At 75.6% G+C, this 14,458-nt stretch carries 9 protein-coding genes; 4 read left to right on the forward strand and 5 right to left on the reverse strand.

The annotated features are described in order from the left end of the window. Nucleotides 1-147: 147 nt before the first annotated feature. Nucleotides 148-1,341 (reverse strand): acyl-CoA dehydrogenase family protein, encoded by a 1,194-nt coding sequence (locus ABD990_RS27535; protein ID WP_345383663.1) that lies wholly within the window; start codon nucleotides 1,339-1,341, stop codon nucleotides 148-150. A 107-nt stretch (nucleotides 1,342-1,448) separates the two neighbouring features. Here ABD990_RS27535 and recQ point away from each other — a divergent pair, with 107 nt between their 5' ends. Beyond that, nucleotides 1,449-3,380, forward strand: coding sequence for a DNA helicase RecQ (gene recQ / locus ABD990_RS27540; RefSeq protein WP_345383664.1), 1,932 nt, complete (start codon nucleotides 1,449-1,451; stop codon nucleotides 3,378-3,380). Here recQ and ABD990_RS27545 read toward each other — a convergent pair. The 3 genes from ABD990_RS27545 to ABD990_RS27555 form a co-directional block, all read right to left on the reverse strand. Then, on the reverse strand, nucleotides 3,350-5,842 hold the full coding sequence (locus ABD990_RS27545) for a helix-turn-helix transcriptional regulator (RefSeq protein ID WP_345383665.1): 2,493 nt from the start codon (nucleotides 5,840-5,842) through the stop codon (nucleotides 3,350-3,352). The genes recQ and ABD990_RS27545 overlap by 31 nt on opposite strands. A gap of 111 nt (nucleotides 5,843-5,953) precedes the next feature. Next, nucleotides 5,954-7,861 (reverse strand): trypsin-like serine peptidase, encoded by a 1,908-nt coding sequence (locus ABD990_RS27550; RefSeq protein ID WP_345383666.1) that lies wholly within the window; start codon nucleotides 7,859-7,861, stop codon nucleotides 5,954-5,956. Then, entirely contained in the window at nucleotides 7,858-9,537 is a 1,680-nt protein-coding gene (locus tag ABD990_RS27555) for a peroxidase family protein (protein ID WP_345383667.1), read from the reverse strand. The genes ABD990_RS27550 and ABD990_RS27555 overlap by 4 nt, the downstream gene beginning before the upstream one ends. Before the next feature lie 177 nt (nucleotides 9,538-9,714). Here ABD990_RS27555 and ABD990_RS27560 point away from each other — a divergent pair, with 177 nt between their 5' ends. From ABD990_RS27560 to ABD990_RS27570, 3 genes are all read left to right on the forward strand, one after another. Continuing rightward, nucleotides 9,715-10,680, forward strand: coding sequence for an NAD(P)H-dependent flavin oxidoreductase (locus tag ABD990_RS27560; protein WP_345383668.1), 966 nt, complete (start codon nucleotides 9,715-9,717; stop codon nucleotides 10,678-10,680). Nucleotides 10,681-10,728: 48 nt separating this feature from the next. Continuing rightward, complete coding sequence (locus ABD990_RS27565; RefSeq protein ID WP_345383669.1) at nucleotides 10,729-12,321, forward strand: AMP-binding protein; 1,593 nt, start codon at nucleotides 10,729-10,731, stop codon at nucleotides 12,319-12,321. Nucleotides 12,322-12,499: 178 nt separating this feature from the next. Then, entirely contained in the window at nucleotides 12,500-12,907 is a 408-nt protein-coding gene (locus ABD990_RS27570; RefSeq protein ID WP_345383670.1) for a RidA family protein, read from the forward strand. Nucleotides 12,908-12,999: 92 nt separating this feature from the next. Here ABD990_RS27570 and ABD990_RS27575 read toward each other — a convergent pair whose 3' ends face one another. Beyond that, nucleotides 13,000-14,151, reverse strand: a complete 1,152-nt coding sequence (locus tag ABD990_RS27575) for a hypothetical protein (RefSeq protein WP_345383671.1) — start codon at nucleotides 14,149-14,151, stop codon at nucleotides 13,000-13,002. Nucleotides 14,152-14,458: the final 307 nt, after the last annotated feature.

Below are 14,458 nucleotides of genomic sequence, written 5' to 3' on the forward strand. Positions count from 1 at the left end.
GCGGAGCAAGGCATGAACAGCACGTCCACCCTCAGAGCCGAACTCGACGCCACCCACCGGACCAGCCGGGATGCGCATGCAACCCGAGAACCCCGAGCCGATCAAGTCCCGGAGCTACTTACATGAGCCGCGTCAGGGGCGGGGAACTCAGCGGACGAAGGCGGAGTGGCCCGTGATCGCGCGGCCGACGACGAGGGTGTTGATCTCGCGGGTGCCCTCGAAGGAGTAGAGGGCCTCGGCGTCGGCGAAGAACTTGGCCACGCCGTAGTCGAGCACCACGCCGTTGCCGCCGACGACCTGCCGCGCCAGCGCCACGGTCTCGCGCATCGCCGTGGTCGTGTACTCCTTGGCCAGCGCGGCGTGCTCGTCCCGCGCCTCGCCGGCGTCCTGCATCTCGGCGAGCCGCACGCACATCCCGAGAGACGCGGTGATGTTGCCCAGCATCGTCACCAGCGAGTCCTGGACCAGCTGGAACCCGGCGATCGGCCGGCCGAACTGCTCGCGTTCCTTGCTGTAGGCGAGCGCGGTCTCGTAGGCGGCCATCATCGTGCCGGTGGCGCCCCAGGCCACGCCGCCGCGGGTGCGCCGAAGCACGCCGTTGGTGTCCTTGAACGAGTTCGCCCGCTGCAGCCGGTCCTCCTCGGGGACCCGGCAGTCGGTGAGCACGATGTCGGCGTTCTGCACCGTCCGCAGCGCGATCTTGTTCTCGATCTTCGTGGCGGTCATGCCCGGGTTGTCCTTGTGCACGACGAAGCCCTTCACCGCGCCGTCGGCCTCGTCCCGCGCCCAGATCACGACGAGATCGGCGAAGGTGGCGTTGCCGATCCAGCGCTTCTCGCCGTTCAGGACCCACGTGTCGCCCTCCCGCCGGGCGGTGGTCTCCAGGCCCTGCGCGACGTCCGATCCGCCGTGCGGCTCCGTGAGCCCGAACGCGCCGATCTGCTCCATCCGCGCCATCGCCGGCAGCCAGCGCTCGCGCTGCTCCTCCGAGCCGCAGAGGTCGACGCTGCCCATCGCCAGGCCGTTGTGGATGCCGAAGAAGCTGTTCAGCGACGGGTCGGTGTGCGCCAGCTCGAGCGAGACGAAGCCGATCAGGAGCCGGCGCGCGGCCGGCCCGTCGAGCCCCTCGTACGGCAGCCCGGCGATGTCGAGGGCGGCGAACTTGGGGACGATGCCGTGCGGGAACTCCGCGCGGCTCCAGGCGTCCAGGGCGATCGGGGCGATCTCGGTCCGGCAGAACTCGCGGACCCGTCCGATGACCTTCTGCTCCTCGTCCGTGAGCAGGGAGCCGTAGCCGTAGAAGTCGCCGGTGAGGAGGTCGGCGCCGCGCACATCGCTCATGGACCGACTCTTGCACGGCGCACCGGCGCCCGCTCGTCGTCGCGGGGGGCCGGGTGGGGGTCGCGTGCCGGTCGGGGACCGTCGGTACCGGCTCGTACGATCGCGCCGTGACCGCTCCCCCCGCCCCCGCGCTCGAGGTGCTCCACCGGGTCTTCGGCTACGAGGCGTTCCGGGGGCCGCAGCAGGAGGTCGTCGAGCACGTCTGCGCGGGTGGGGACGCGCTCGTCCTCATGCCCACCGGCGGCGGCAAGTCGCTCTGCTACCAGGTGCCCGCGCTGGTCCGCCCCGGCACCGGCGTGGTGGTCTCCCCGCTCATCGCGCTGATGCAGGACCAGGTCGACGCGCTGCGCACGCTCGGGGTGCGGGCCGGGTTCCTCAACTCCACCCAGGGGCCGGAGGAGCGCCGCGGCACCGAGCGGGCCCTGCTCGCCGGCGAGCTGGACCTGCTCTACCTCGCCCCCGAGCGACTGCGCGTCGGCTCGACGGTCGACCTGCTGGACCGGCTGGAGGCGCAGGGCGGGATCGCGCTGTTCGCGATCGACGAGGCGCACTGCGTGGCGCAGTGGGGCCACGACTTCCGGCCGGACTACCTCATGCTCTCCGAGCTGCACCGGCGCTGGCCGGCCGTGCCCCGGATCGCGCTCACCGCGACGGCCACCGAGCACACCCGTGCGGAGATCGCCGAGCGGCTCGACCTCACCGGCGCCAAGCAGGTCGTCGCCAGCTTCGATCGGCCCAACATCCAGTACCGGATCGTGCCGAAGGCCGAGCCGCGCCGGCAGCTGCTGGAGCTGGTCCGCACCGAGCACCCGGGCGACTCCGGGATCGTCTACTGCCTGTCCCGGAAGTCGGTGGAGCAGACCGCGGAGTTCCTGCAGGGCCAGGGCATCCCGGCGCTGCCCTACCACGCGGGGCTCGACGCCGGGGTCCGCCGCGAGCACCAGGCCCGGTTCCTCCGCGAGGAGGGCCTGGTCATGTGCGCGACCATCGCCTTCGGGATGGGCATCGACAAGCCGGACGTCCGGTTCGTCGCCCACCTCGACCTGCCCAAGTCCGTCGAGGGCTACTACCAGGAGACCGGCCGGGCGGGCCGGGACGGGCTGCCGTCCACGGCCTGGTTGGCCTACGGGCTGGCGGACGTCGTGCAGCAGCGCAAGATGATCGACGACTCCGAGGGCGACCAGGCGCACAAGCGGCGGCTGGCCCAGCACCTCGACGCGATGCTCGCGCTGTGCGAGACCGTCGAGTGCCGGCGGGTGCAGCTGCTCGCCTACTTCTCGGAGAAGACCGAGCCGTGCGGCAACTGCGACACCTGCCTCACCCCGGCCGAGTCCTGGGACGGCACGGTGCCGGCGCAGAAGCTGCTGTCCACGGTGTGGCGGCTCAGGCGCGAGCGGAACCAGAGCTTCGGCGCCGGGCAGGTCGTGGACATCCTCGTCGGCAAGCGGACCGCCAAGGTCGAGCAGTCCCGGCACGACCAGCTCTCCACCTTCGGCATCGGCACCGAGCTGTCCGAGCAGGAGTGGCGCGGCGTCGTCCGGCAGCTGCTGGCCCGCGGGCTCCTCGAGGTCGGCGGCGCCTACAACACGCTCCAGCTCACGGACGGGAGCTCGGCGGTGCTCAAGGGCGAGCGCCAGGTGATGCTCCGCAAGGACCCCGAGCGCACCCGGACCCGCCGCTCCTCCCGCTCCACGGCCCCCGCCGCGGACCTGCCGGCCGGGGCGGCGCCGGTGTTCGAGCGGCTCCGGGCCTGGCGGGCCGCGACCGCGAAGGAGCAGGGCGTCCCGGCCTACGTGATCTTCCACGACGCCACGCTGCGCGCGATCGCCACGCTCGCGCCGAGCTCCGCGGCTGCGCTCGGCACGGTCAGCGGGGTCGGCGAGAACAAGCTCGCCAAGTACGGGGCGGGCGTGCTGGCCGCCGTCGCGGGCGACGAGCCGACGGAGCGACCGCCCTCGCCACCGGCCGCCGACGAGAACTGGCCGCTGGAGGAGCCCCCGGAGCCCGACTACCCGGACGAGGACCCCTGGGGCTCCTGAGCCCCGACGAGCCGGGTCAGCCCGACCCGGGACCGGACGCCGAGCTTGCGGTAGACGCGCGTCAGGTGCGCCTCGACGGTCTTGCGGGACAGGAACAGGGCGTGCGCGACCTCCGGGTTCGTCCGGCCCCCGGCGACCGCGACGGCGATCTGCCGTTCCTGCGGGGTGAGCAGGGCCAGCCGCACCGCCGCCGGCTGCTCCCGTTCCGCCCCGCTGGCGTCGAGCTCGCGGCGGGCCCGGTCGGCCCACGGGTCGGCCCGCAGCGCCTCGCACAGCTGCAGCGCCGCCCGCAGTGGGGCGCGGGCGGCCGTGGGGCGGCGCACCCTGCGGAGGGACTCCCCGGCCGCGAGCAGGGCGCGGGCCCGCTCGAAGGGCCGCGGGACGGCCAGCCGCACGGCGAGCCGGCCGTGGGCGGCGGCCGACTCGGCGTCGTCGGCGAGCAGCGTGCGCACCCGGGCGGCCGCGGCCGCCGCGGAGGGCAGCCCCTGCCGGGCGAGGAGATCGAGGCGGACGAGAGCCGGGCCGGGGTCCTCGCCGGAGCGCAGCAGCGCCTCGGCGAGATCGGCCAGGCCGAGGTCGCCGGCCCCGGCCAGCGCCTCGGCGGCGCCGACGTGTGCCCCGCCGGTGAGCCGGAGCAGGCCCTCGACGGCGGCGATCCGCCGCGTCAGGGCGGTGTCGCCCGGTCCGGCGAGGCCGCGCGCCTCCCGCAACCGGCGGGTGGCGAGGTCCGGCCGCCCCCGGGCCGCGTCGACCCGGGCGAGCTGGGTCCGGGCGCGCGCCGCCATGCCGGGCTGGCCGACCGCGTCCGCGAGGCCGGCGCTCTCCGCGGCGTCGCGGACGGAGTCGTCCCAGTCGCCTGCCCACCAGCCGACCTCGGCCCGCATCGCGAGCACGCGCGGCAGGTCGGCGGGATCGGCCTCGGCGGCCAGGACGTCGAGGAGCGGCCGCGCCCGGTCGGGGTCCTCCACCTGCACCGCGACGACGGCCGCGAGCAGACCCGGTCCGCACCTCCCCTCGTCGAGCGTGGCGCGGGCCTCCATGAACCGGCCGGCCGCCGCGGAGACCGCGGCGCGCGCCGCCGGCAGCGGACAGGTCAGCTCCGCGGTCCGGCCGCTCTCCAGGAAGGGCAGCACGCCGTCCTCGGTGATCGGCCCCCCGGTCCGCAGCAGGAGGTCGACGGCCGCGCGGGGACGCCCGAGCTGCGTCAACGCCCGCGCGCGGATCCCGGCGACCTCGGCTCCGGGGTCGTCGCGCCGCGCCGCCGCACACCAGTCCAGGGCGGCCTCGGCGGCCCCCGCCCGGACCGCGTCCCGTGCGGCGGCGATGTACCGGCCCGCCACTCCGTCGCCGGCCAGCTCCGCGGCCCGGGCCGAGGTCCGGGCCGCGGCCCACCACTCGCGGCGGGCGCGCAGCTCCGCGGCGGCGACGTCGAGCTCCGCGGCGACGCCGTCGTCCGGGCGCCGGGAGACGGCGGCCCGGTAGCGCACCCGGCCCGACCCGTCGGCCCGGTCGGCGAGGGCCCGGAGCGTCCGCCCCCACCACGCCGGCGGGGTCCGGGCGAGCAGCGCCGGGCGCAGCAGCGGGCTCACGGGTTCCGGGCCCTCCGGCGCCGTCACGACCATGCCCGCCAGGTGCGCCGGATCCAGGTCGGCGAGCCGGAGCCCCAGGGAGGTCAGGACGGCGTCCAGGGTCGGCAGGGCCGGGCGGGGATCGGCGACGAGCGGAGCGAGGGCCCGCACCGTCCGCGGCGGCAGGGCGTCGAGGGCGGCGGCCCATGCCCGCGCCTGATCCGGCGCCAGGACGACGACGCCGTCGCCGCGATCCAGGCTCGCGAGGAAGGCGGCCGGGTTCCCACCCGTCTCCTCGGCGAGGCGGGCCACCAGCGCCGGCGGGGCCGGGTGGTCGTGCCGGCGGGCGAGGAGCCGCAGGTCGGCGGGCCCGAGGCCGCCGAGCGGGAGCGGCGGGAGGTCGGTCGTCGCAGGCATCTCCCCCGGCAGGGTCCGCCGGGCGAGCAGCACCGCGCCCGCGCCGGGGCGGCGGGCCAGCCGGCCGAGGACCGACCGGGACCGGGCGTCGACCCACTGCAGGTCGTCGACCACGAGGAGCCGGCGGCCCAGCGTGGGCGCGGGATGGCCGGCCCCCGGACCGTCCGTTTCGTCGGCGCCGCCCAGCCGGGCCGCGAGCTCGGCCAGTACCGCCCCGTCGAGATCCGCCTCGCCCTCCCGTCCGCGCAGCGCCACGACCTCGCGCCCGGATCCCGCTGCGCACGCGCGCACGAAGGCCGAGCGCCCGCACCCCGGCTCACCGACGACGAGGCACGCCCCGGTCTCGTCGAGCGCGATCCACGCGCGGGTCAGCTCCGCGTCCCGGCCGACGAGGTCCGGGGCCGGGCGACCCGGCCCGCCGCGCGCGGGGCGGGGCGACACTCCGCAGGCGCACGGCACCCGCTCCACGAGGTCCACGTCCGCAACAGACCGGGCCCCGGACGGTGGCGATACCGTCCGGGGCCCCATCTACGTACCTTTACGTACCGCTCCGTAGCCGAACGGTCACTGCGGGCTCGGCGCCGTGCCTCAGCGGAGCAGGCCGCCGACGGCCGTCGCGACCCGCGGGTCCGCGAGGTACTCGCGGATGTCGTGCGGGCGGTCCTTCGGGTTGTCGGTGCGCAGGTCGCGGACGTCGGCCCAGTCGTCGGCCAGCGGGCAGCCGATCGCGACGGCGTCGGCCGCGGCCCAGGCGTTCACCCACGTCCCGACGTTGCGTGGCCGCTCCGGGCCGCCCGCCAGCAGCCGCTTCTGCACGGCGTCCAGGCCGAGCGGGCTGCCCGCCGTCACCAGCAGCGGCACGGTCCGGCCCGCGGGCAGCTCCCGCAGCAGGTCGAGCGCGACGACCGCCCCGAGGCTGTGCGCGACGAGCACGATCTCCCCGTCGGGCGGCAGGTCGGCGCGCACGGTGTCGAGCACCGCGCGGCGGACGATGTCGTCCTCCAGGTACAGCGCCACGTCCCGGAACACCGTGGCGATGACCAGGTCGTCCAGGCCGCTGCGCCCCGCGATCCAGGACAGCGGCCCCTGCAGCGCGGCCACCAGCCCGCCGACGAAGGCGCCCTCCTGCTCCCCCGCCGGCATCCCGGTCCGCTCGGCGGTCTCCCGCAGCAGTGCGCCGTAGGCCTCACGCGCCGGGCCGGACGGCGGGGCGAGCTGCTCGGCCGTGGTGCCGACGAACGGGACGGCCTCACGGGCGCCGTCGACGAGGCCGTCGAGCACGTCGCCGTAGAACGGGACGCACGCGTCGGCCGCGTCGACCGGGGCCATCCCGCCGGCGGCCAACCCGCGGGCCAGGCCGCCGGTCCAGTCGGCCCGCAGCGCCGCCGGGTCGCGCCCACCCTGCCCCCGTCCGTGCAGGTAGACGAGCCGGCGTCCGGACGCCGAGGGGCGGCCGGGCAGGCCCGCCGCGATCCGCGGGAGGGCCGCGACGTCCTCCGGGCCGGCCGGCCGCGCCGCGGCGACCGCCGGCCGGGCGCCCGCCTCGGGCTGCGCCTGGGCGCCCAGCTCGGCCACGACCCGCCGCTGTGCGGCGTCGAGGTCCAGACCGCTCAGGTGGGCGAGGACCCGGCTGATCCGGGCGCCCTCGTTGGCGATCCAGGCGTCGGGGCCCCCTGCGGGATCGGGCACGCCGGCGTGGTGCAGCGCGACGACCTCCCACTGGTCGTTGTAGACCGGCGAGCCGGAGCTCCCGGGCAGGGTGTCACTGTTGTAGTGCAGGAAGTCGGACAACTGGTTGACCAGCTCGTTCGCCCGGACGGCGATCTCCTTCGGCCGCCCGTCCGGATGCCCGACGACGTTCACCGGCTCACCCGTCACGATCTTGCCCTGGGTCGCCGCGAGCGTGTTCCAGCCGAACACCTCGCCCGCGACCCGCCCGCTCGCGTCCGGCCGGACGGCGACGAGCGTGTAGTCCAGGTGCTCGTCGGTCGCGAACAGCGTGCCCGGGTCCAGCTCGAACCGGACGACCGGCTTGGGCAGGCCGTCGACTCCGGCCTCGAGGTCGAACTCGAGGAACGAGCCGGCCGCGGTGCGGGCGTCGGGCAGCACGTGGTTGTTGGTCAGCGCGAGCCTCCGCCCCACGAGGAAGGCCGTGCCGAACCCGACGACGTCGCGTCCGCTCCGGATGCTCACCCGCGCGACGGTGCGGGCCGCCTCGGCGCCCCGGGCCAGGAAGTTCACGCCCTGCAGCTCGTTCGCGGCGCCGATGATCCGCTCGAGCACCGTGCCCTTGTCGGGTCCGGTCACCGCCCGCACCAGCGCGTCGACGTCGACCTCGCCCTTGCGCACCAGGCGCCGGGCCCGGGCCTCGAGCTGCGCCGGGCTGTCGGCCACGGCGGTGTGCGCGGCCTCCCGCGCCTTCCGGTTGTCCTTGCGCTGCCTGGTGGTCGAGCGGTACCGCTCCGCCGCCGCCGCCTCCTGCTCGGCGCGGTTCACGCCAGCACTCCGGCGAAGCGGAGGAAGTCGGCGATCGAGCGGATCGGCCGGCCGTCCCGGAGGCGGACGCCGTCGCCCGGACCCCAGCTCGTCTGGTTCAGGTACGAGGTCCGGTCGAGCCGGATCTGGCCGATGATCGTCGACGCGACGATCCGGCTGCCGACGACGCCCAGGGTGGCGCCGTTCGCCCGTACCTCGGCCTCCTTCAGCAGGTAGAACCACAGCGGGGTGCGGTCGAGGAGACCGCCGTCCGTGAGCGCCTGCACGACCTCCGCGGAGCTGCCCTCCCGGAGCTCCTCGGCGGTGAGGGGCGGCTCGTCGAGCAGCCGGGCCACCGCCTGACCGGTGGGCAGCGACAGGACGTACCCGCGCCGCAGGTTGCGGCGGGCCAGCTGCTTGAGCAGGGTCGCGATCCGGCCACCGGGGTCGTCGGGCAGGCTCTCGCCCTCGTTGAGCAGCTCACCCAGCGGCAACGCCAGATGCGTGTCGATGCGCCGGGCGAAGCGGACCGGGTCCTGCGAGTCCTTGTCGATCATCCGGTCCCACTCGACCGGCCAGTTGGTGGGCAGGCTCGGTGCGCCGAAGAAGGGCGGCCGGGCCTTGCCTGTGAACTGGAACAGCTGCTCGAAGGAGGCGAACCGGGCGCCGTTGTTGCCCGGCTTGCCGAAGTTGCGGTTCCAGTCGTAGCCGGCCCGCACCATGCTGTGCCCGAAGCGGAAGGCCGCCACCGAGAACTCGAGCGGCATGTAGCCGCCGCGGCCCTCGAGGTCGAGCAGGTCGAAGTCGTCCGTCAGCACGGTGTCGACGACCCCTGGGGCGGTGATCGTCCGGAGGTAGTCGTGCACGACGAGCCACTGGTAGGTCCACCGCAGCAGGTCGCGGGCGCGCAGGAACACCTCGGCGTCGGAGATCCGGTCGGGCTCGTTCGCGCGGACCCAGTCGACCGCGGCGTTGTGGAAGCGCAGGAACGCGACGTGCAGCTGCGCCACCACGAGGTTCTCGTCGTTGCGGCCGTCGCCGATGAGCGCCGTGCCGGCGGCGTCGCGCGGCAGGTCCCGCTCCATGTCGTCGACCGGCGGGATGCGCACGCCGCGCGAGGCCGGGGTCAGGCGGCCGAGGGTGAGCTTCACGCCGGTGTAGGGAACTGCCGCGTCGTTCGCGTTCGGGCGGTCCACGAAGGGCCCGTCGCCGTAGACGGAGTCGAGGTTGAGCGCCGGGCTGCGCAGGTTCTGCAACTCGCGGACGACCACCCCGCGGTCGAGGGGCTGCGGGTGCTCGACCGTGATCGAGGTGACGGGCGAGGTCGCGTCGCGGTCGGTGTTGGCGGTGATGTCGTGGTCGACGAACTGGCCCCAGTACGTGTAGATCGGCGGGATCGGCGAGTTGCCCTCCGCGTCGTCCTGCTGGTCGATCATGGCGTTCCCCAGCGCGTCGAGCGCGGCGACGGTCGCCTCCCCGGGCGGCAGGAGGTCCGCGTCCGACAGGCCGGGGAACAGGTAGCCGAACGACGTGCGGCCGATCGACGCCGTCTCGGCCGACGGCTCTCGGGCCACGTCGCTCAGCGCGATCTCCCGCGCGCGCAGGACGTCCTTGCGCTGCTCCTCCGTCTCGTCGGCGCGGACGACGCCGCCGTGCGTCAGGTCCGCGAGGACGCGGCTGAGCCTTCCCTCGGTCATCGGGTGCCCCCTTCGGTTCGCCTGACAGGAGGGTGACGGTGTGCAGGCGGATCCGGCTTCGGGGAACTCCCTACACCTCCCCGCCGACCGCGCGCGTCACCCCGTCGGCCCATCGGCGCCGCCCGCCCGACGATCGATAATCGCGGGCGGCCCCGCCGTCGACATCCGGGAGGACGCGTGCCGGACCGGACCGGCCTGCCCGCACGGATCACGGAGCGGCTGCGCCTGCCCGTGATCGCCGCGCCGATGCTGCGGGTCTCCGGCCCGGACCTCGTGGTGGCGGCGTGCGCGGCGGGTGTCGTGGGCGGCTTCCCCACCGCCAACGCCCGCAGCGCCGAGGAGCTGGACGGCTGGCTGGGCGAGATCGAGGCGCGGACCGGCCAGGCCGCCGCGCCCTGGGCCCCGAACCTGATCATGCGGTCGCCGCGCCTGGCCGAGGACCTGGCCGTGCTGGTGCGGCGCCGGGTCGAGCTGGTGATCGCGAGCGTGGGGTCGCCGAAGCCGGTCCTCGGGCCGCTGCACGACGCGGGGGCGCTCGTGCTCGCCGACGTCGCCACGCTGCGCCACGCGGAGCGCGCCGTCGCGGCCGGGGCGGACGGGCTGGTCCTGCTCACCGCGGGCGCCGGCGGGCAGACGGGCTGGATGAACCCGTTCGCGTTCGTGCGGGCCGTGCGCGGCTTCTTCGCCGGCCCGGTCGTGCTCGCGGGCGGGATCGGCGACGGGACGGCGCTGGCCGCGGCCCGCACGCTCGGCGCCGACCTCGGCTACCTGGGCACCGCGTTCCTCGCCACGCAGGAGAGCATGGCGGCGCCGCGGTACAAGCGGATGTGCGTCGACAGCACGCTCGACGACGTCGTCCTGACCAGGGCGTTCACCGGCCTGCCCAGCAGCATGCTCGCCCCCGCGATCCGGGCCGCCGGGCTCGACCCGGCCGCGCTCGACGAGAACGTCACCCCCGCGGACGCGGACGCGCTCTACGGCCACGGCGGCCTCGGCCCGCGCCGGTGGACCGAGGTCTGGAGCGCCGGGCACTCCGTCTCCGGCGTCCGGGAGGTCCCGACCGCAGCCGAGCTCGTCGACCGCCTGGCGCGCGAGTACGAGGCCGCGACGGGCGACCCGAACCGTGTCGTCCACCCGGGGTAGACCCACACCGCCGTCCCCGACGTCCACCGCCGCACCGAGGGAGCACGTATGACCACGGACACCCGCGACACCGCCGTCCCCGCCGCCGTCCCGCCCGTACCGCTGTGGGCCGGGGCCACGGTCGGCACGCTGGTGCTCCGCGCCCTGCGCCGGTACCCGGACCGGACCGCGTTCGCCTCCGACGCGGGCACGCTCACCTACGCCGGTGCGACGGAGCTCATCGGCCGGATCCAGCGGGTGCTCGCCGATCGCGGGTTCCGCCGGGGCGACCGGATCGGGCTGCTGGCCGGCAACAGCCCCGAGGCCTGGTGCGCGGGTGTCGCCGTGCAGGCGTCGGGCATGGCGACCTCGTGGCTGCACCCGCTGGGCTCGGTGGAGGACCAGCTCTACCAGCTCGCCGACCTCGACGCGGCCGCCTGCCTGGTCGACGCGCGCCGGCACGGCGCCCGCGGGGCGGAGCTCGCCGCGCGCAGCGGCGACGTCCCTGTGCTCGGTCTCGGCCCGTCCGACTTCGGCCCCGACCTGCTCGCCGAGGCGGAGGCGGCGGGTGCCGCGACCGCCCGCGACCTCGCGCACCCCGCGGACATCGCCCTGGTCAACTACACCGGCGGCACCACCGGGCGGCCCAAGGGCGTGATGCGCCGACACCCCGCCGTCACGCACGTCATGTCGATCGGCACCCTCACCGACTTCGAGATCCCGTTCGACGCGCGGTACCTCGCCGTCGCGCCGATCACCCACGTGGCCGGCACCAAGGTGGTCCCGGTCCTGCAGCGCGGCGGGACCGTGCACCTGCAGGACGGCTTCGACCCCGGGCGGTTCCTGGAGACCGTCGAGCGGGAGCGGATCACGATGGCCCTCGCCGTGCCGACGATGATCTACGCGCTGCTCGACCATCCCGCGCTCGACCGCACCGACCTCGGCTCGCTGGAGCTGCTGCTCTACGGCGCCTCCCCGATGTCCCCGACCCGGCTGGCGGAGGGGCTGCAGCGGATCGGACCCGTGTTCTCGCAGCTCTACGGGCAGACCGAGTGCTACCCGATCAGCGTCCTGCGCCGCGCCGAGCACGCCGATCCCACCCTCGAGGGCTCGTGCGGGGTGCCGATCAGCAGCGTCGACGTCACCCTCCTCGACCCGGAGGGCAACCCGGTCGAGGAGGGTGAGCCCGGGGAGATCTGCGTTCGCGGCCCGGGGACCATGGAGGAGTACTGGCGCCAGCCCGAGCTCACCGCGCAGGCCTTCGCCCACGGCTGGCTGCACACCGGCGACGTCGCCCGGCGGGACGACCGCGGCTACCTCACGATCGTCGACCGCACCAAGGACATGATCATCAGCGGCGGCTTCAACGTGTTCCCGCGCGAGGTGGAGGACGCCCTGACCAGCCACGACGCCGTCGCCGTGGCCGCGGTGTTCGGGCTGCCGGACGAGAAGTGGGGCGAGGCCGTGACCGCCGCGGTCGTGCTGCGCCCCGGAGCGTCGGCGACCGCGGAGGAGCTCGCCGCGCACGTGCGGGCGCTGAAGGGCGCGGTGCAGACCCCGAAGTCCGTGCACCTCGTCGACGCCCTGCCGACCACGGCCGTCGGCAAGATCGACAAGAAGGCGCTGCGGGCGGGGCTGCGGACGGGCGGCCTCGAGCGGTAGCGCTACCGGCGGGGTTCGGGACCGCCGGCGGCGCTCTCTCCGTGCGACCAACACCGATCAACTGCCGTCGAGGTACTAGGCTTACCGGGCGACCCGCGCGTGATCGCGTCGGTTGGGACCTACACCCATCCCAGCGGCGGGCCTACCCTTGCCGTCCCGCGAGGGGAAGGAGGACCCGATGATCGAGCGCACCAACCCCGATATCGGCTATCTGGCCGAGGAGGTGCACACGACCTTCTCGTTCACGCAGACGATCAAGGCCGGGAACACGGTCTACTTCTCGGGGGTCACGCCGCTACGCGGGAGCCTGGCCGACCTGCAGGTCGTCGGCGAGGGCGACATGCGCGCCCAGCTCGAGTGGTGCCTGGAGATACTGCGCCGCTGCCTGGCCGAACAGGGAGCCACCTTCCACCACTTCGTGTCCCAGACCGTCTACACGACCGATATGGACGAGCTCGCCAAGCACGCCGACGTCTTCGCCAAGGCGTTCGCCGGGGAGGCGCCGAGCGCCACGTGGCTACAGGTCGAGCGGCTCTTCCACCCTGCGCAGCTGCTGGAGATCTCCGGGATCGCAGTGCTCGACTGACCTGCGGTACCAGGCCTTCGCCGGCGTCGTCACCCACGTCGGGCGGACGCAGTCCCCACCGTCCCCGCGGGTCGCGGCGTCCGTCGGCGCTGTCACCCCGCGTTTGCCCGACCACCGTCGACGTCGTCGCCCCGCGGGTCGCGACCGCCGCCGGCTCCGTCGTCGCGCCCGGCGCCGTCATCCCGCGCTGCCCGGAGCAGACCGAGCTCGTGCTCGGCCGCCCCGAGCCGCCGGTGCAGCTCGGCGGTCTCGCGCGCCTGCTCGACCGCCCGCCGCTCGACGGCCGCGGCGTGCTCCTCCCGCAACCGCTCCTGCTCCTCGCGGTGCCGGGCGGTCGTGCGGTCCCGCTCCTCGATGGCGGCGGTGCGCTCGGCATCGAGCCGGGAGGCGTGCTCCTCGCGTAGCCCGGCGAGTGCGGTGTCCAGTTCGGCCCGGTGCGCGGCGGCCGCCTCGCGGGCCCGCTCGCGCTCGGAGTCGAGCTCGGCCCGGTGCGCGTCGGCGGCCTCACGAGCCCGGCAACGCTCCGCGTCCAACTCGGCGTCGCGGGCGGTCAGGGTCGCGCGTAGCGCGGCCAGCTCGTCCCGCAACTGGGCGGTCTGCGCCGCTGCCGCCTCGGCCAGCTCCTCCGCCCGCACCGCCCGGTCCTCGAGGGCGACCGAACGCCCCTCCGCCCGCAGGAGCGCGCGCACGGCGGCGGCGGCCGCCCGCTCGGCGCGGGTACGCGCGCGGTCGGCCTCCGCCCGCAGGTCGACGGCCTCGCCGGCCCGTGCGGCCGCCTCGGCGGCCGCCGCCTCGGCCTGCGCCGCGCGCTCCTCCGCCGCGAGCCGCGCCCCGTGGTCCTCCGCCGCCCGGGCCAGCGCCGCGTCCCGGGCCGCCAGCGCCTCGCGCACCTCCTCGTCGAGCTGCGCCCGCAGCACCGAGACCCCGTCGAGCACCGCGGTCAGCGGTTCGGCCGCCGCGGCGAGCCGGGCACCGAGGTCGTCGACGGCGGTGACCGCGCCGGTGGGATCGCCGTCCTCGCGCAGCGACTCGACCGCCACGAACGCCGCCTCGGCGTCCTTGCAGCTCAGCCCCTTGCTCCCCCAGGTCCGGCCGTCCTGGCAGTAGCGCGGCCGGTTGCCGCGCCCCGCCAGCACGGGCAGCGGCTCCCGGCAGCGCCGGAAGGCGCACCGGCGCGGCTCCCCCGTCGACCGTCCCGGGTCCGCAGCCCGGACCGCCGTCGCCGCGCCCTGGGCGTCGTCCACCGACTCTCCTCCCGGAGATCCGTGGATCCCCTCGCTCCGCGAACGACAGATGTGTGGTTCGCAGCCTAGTCACCTCGGGCGAGGAGCAAGTTCGGACGTCAGGGGCCGGACGCGCCGTGCTTGATGCCTGCGACGGCGGGCCGGGCCAGATCATCCTGGTACGGGCTGTGCGGGCAGCAGGAAGACGACGCTGCTCGAGGAGCTGACGCGGCGCGTCACGGACGCCGGCGCGGTGGTCGCGTCGGGGCGCGCGGCGCCCGGTGGGGCCCGTTCCGCCCGGTGGCGGAGGCGCTGGTTCGGGTCGCGC

It is taken from the genome of Pseudonocardia yuanmonensis, assembly GCF_039542425.1.
GTDB classification, from domain to species: Bacteria; Actinomycetota; Actinomycetes; order Mycobacteriales; family Pseudonocardiaceae; genus Pseudonocardia; species Pseudonocardia yuanmonensis.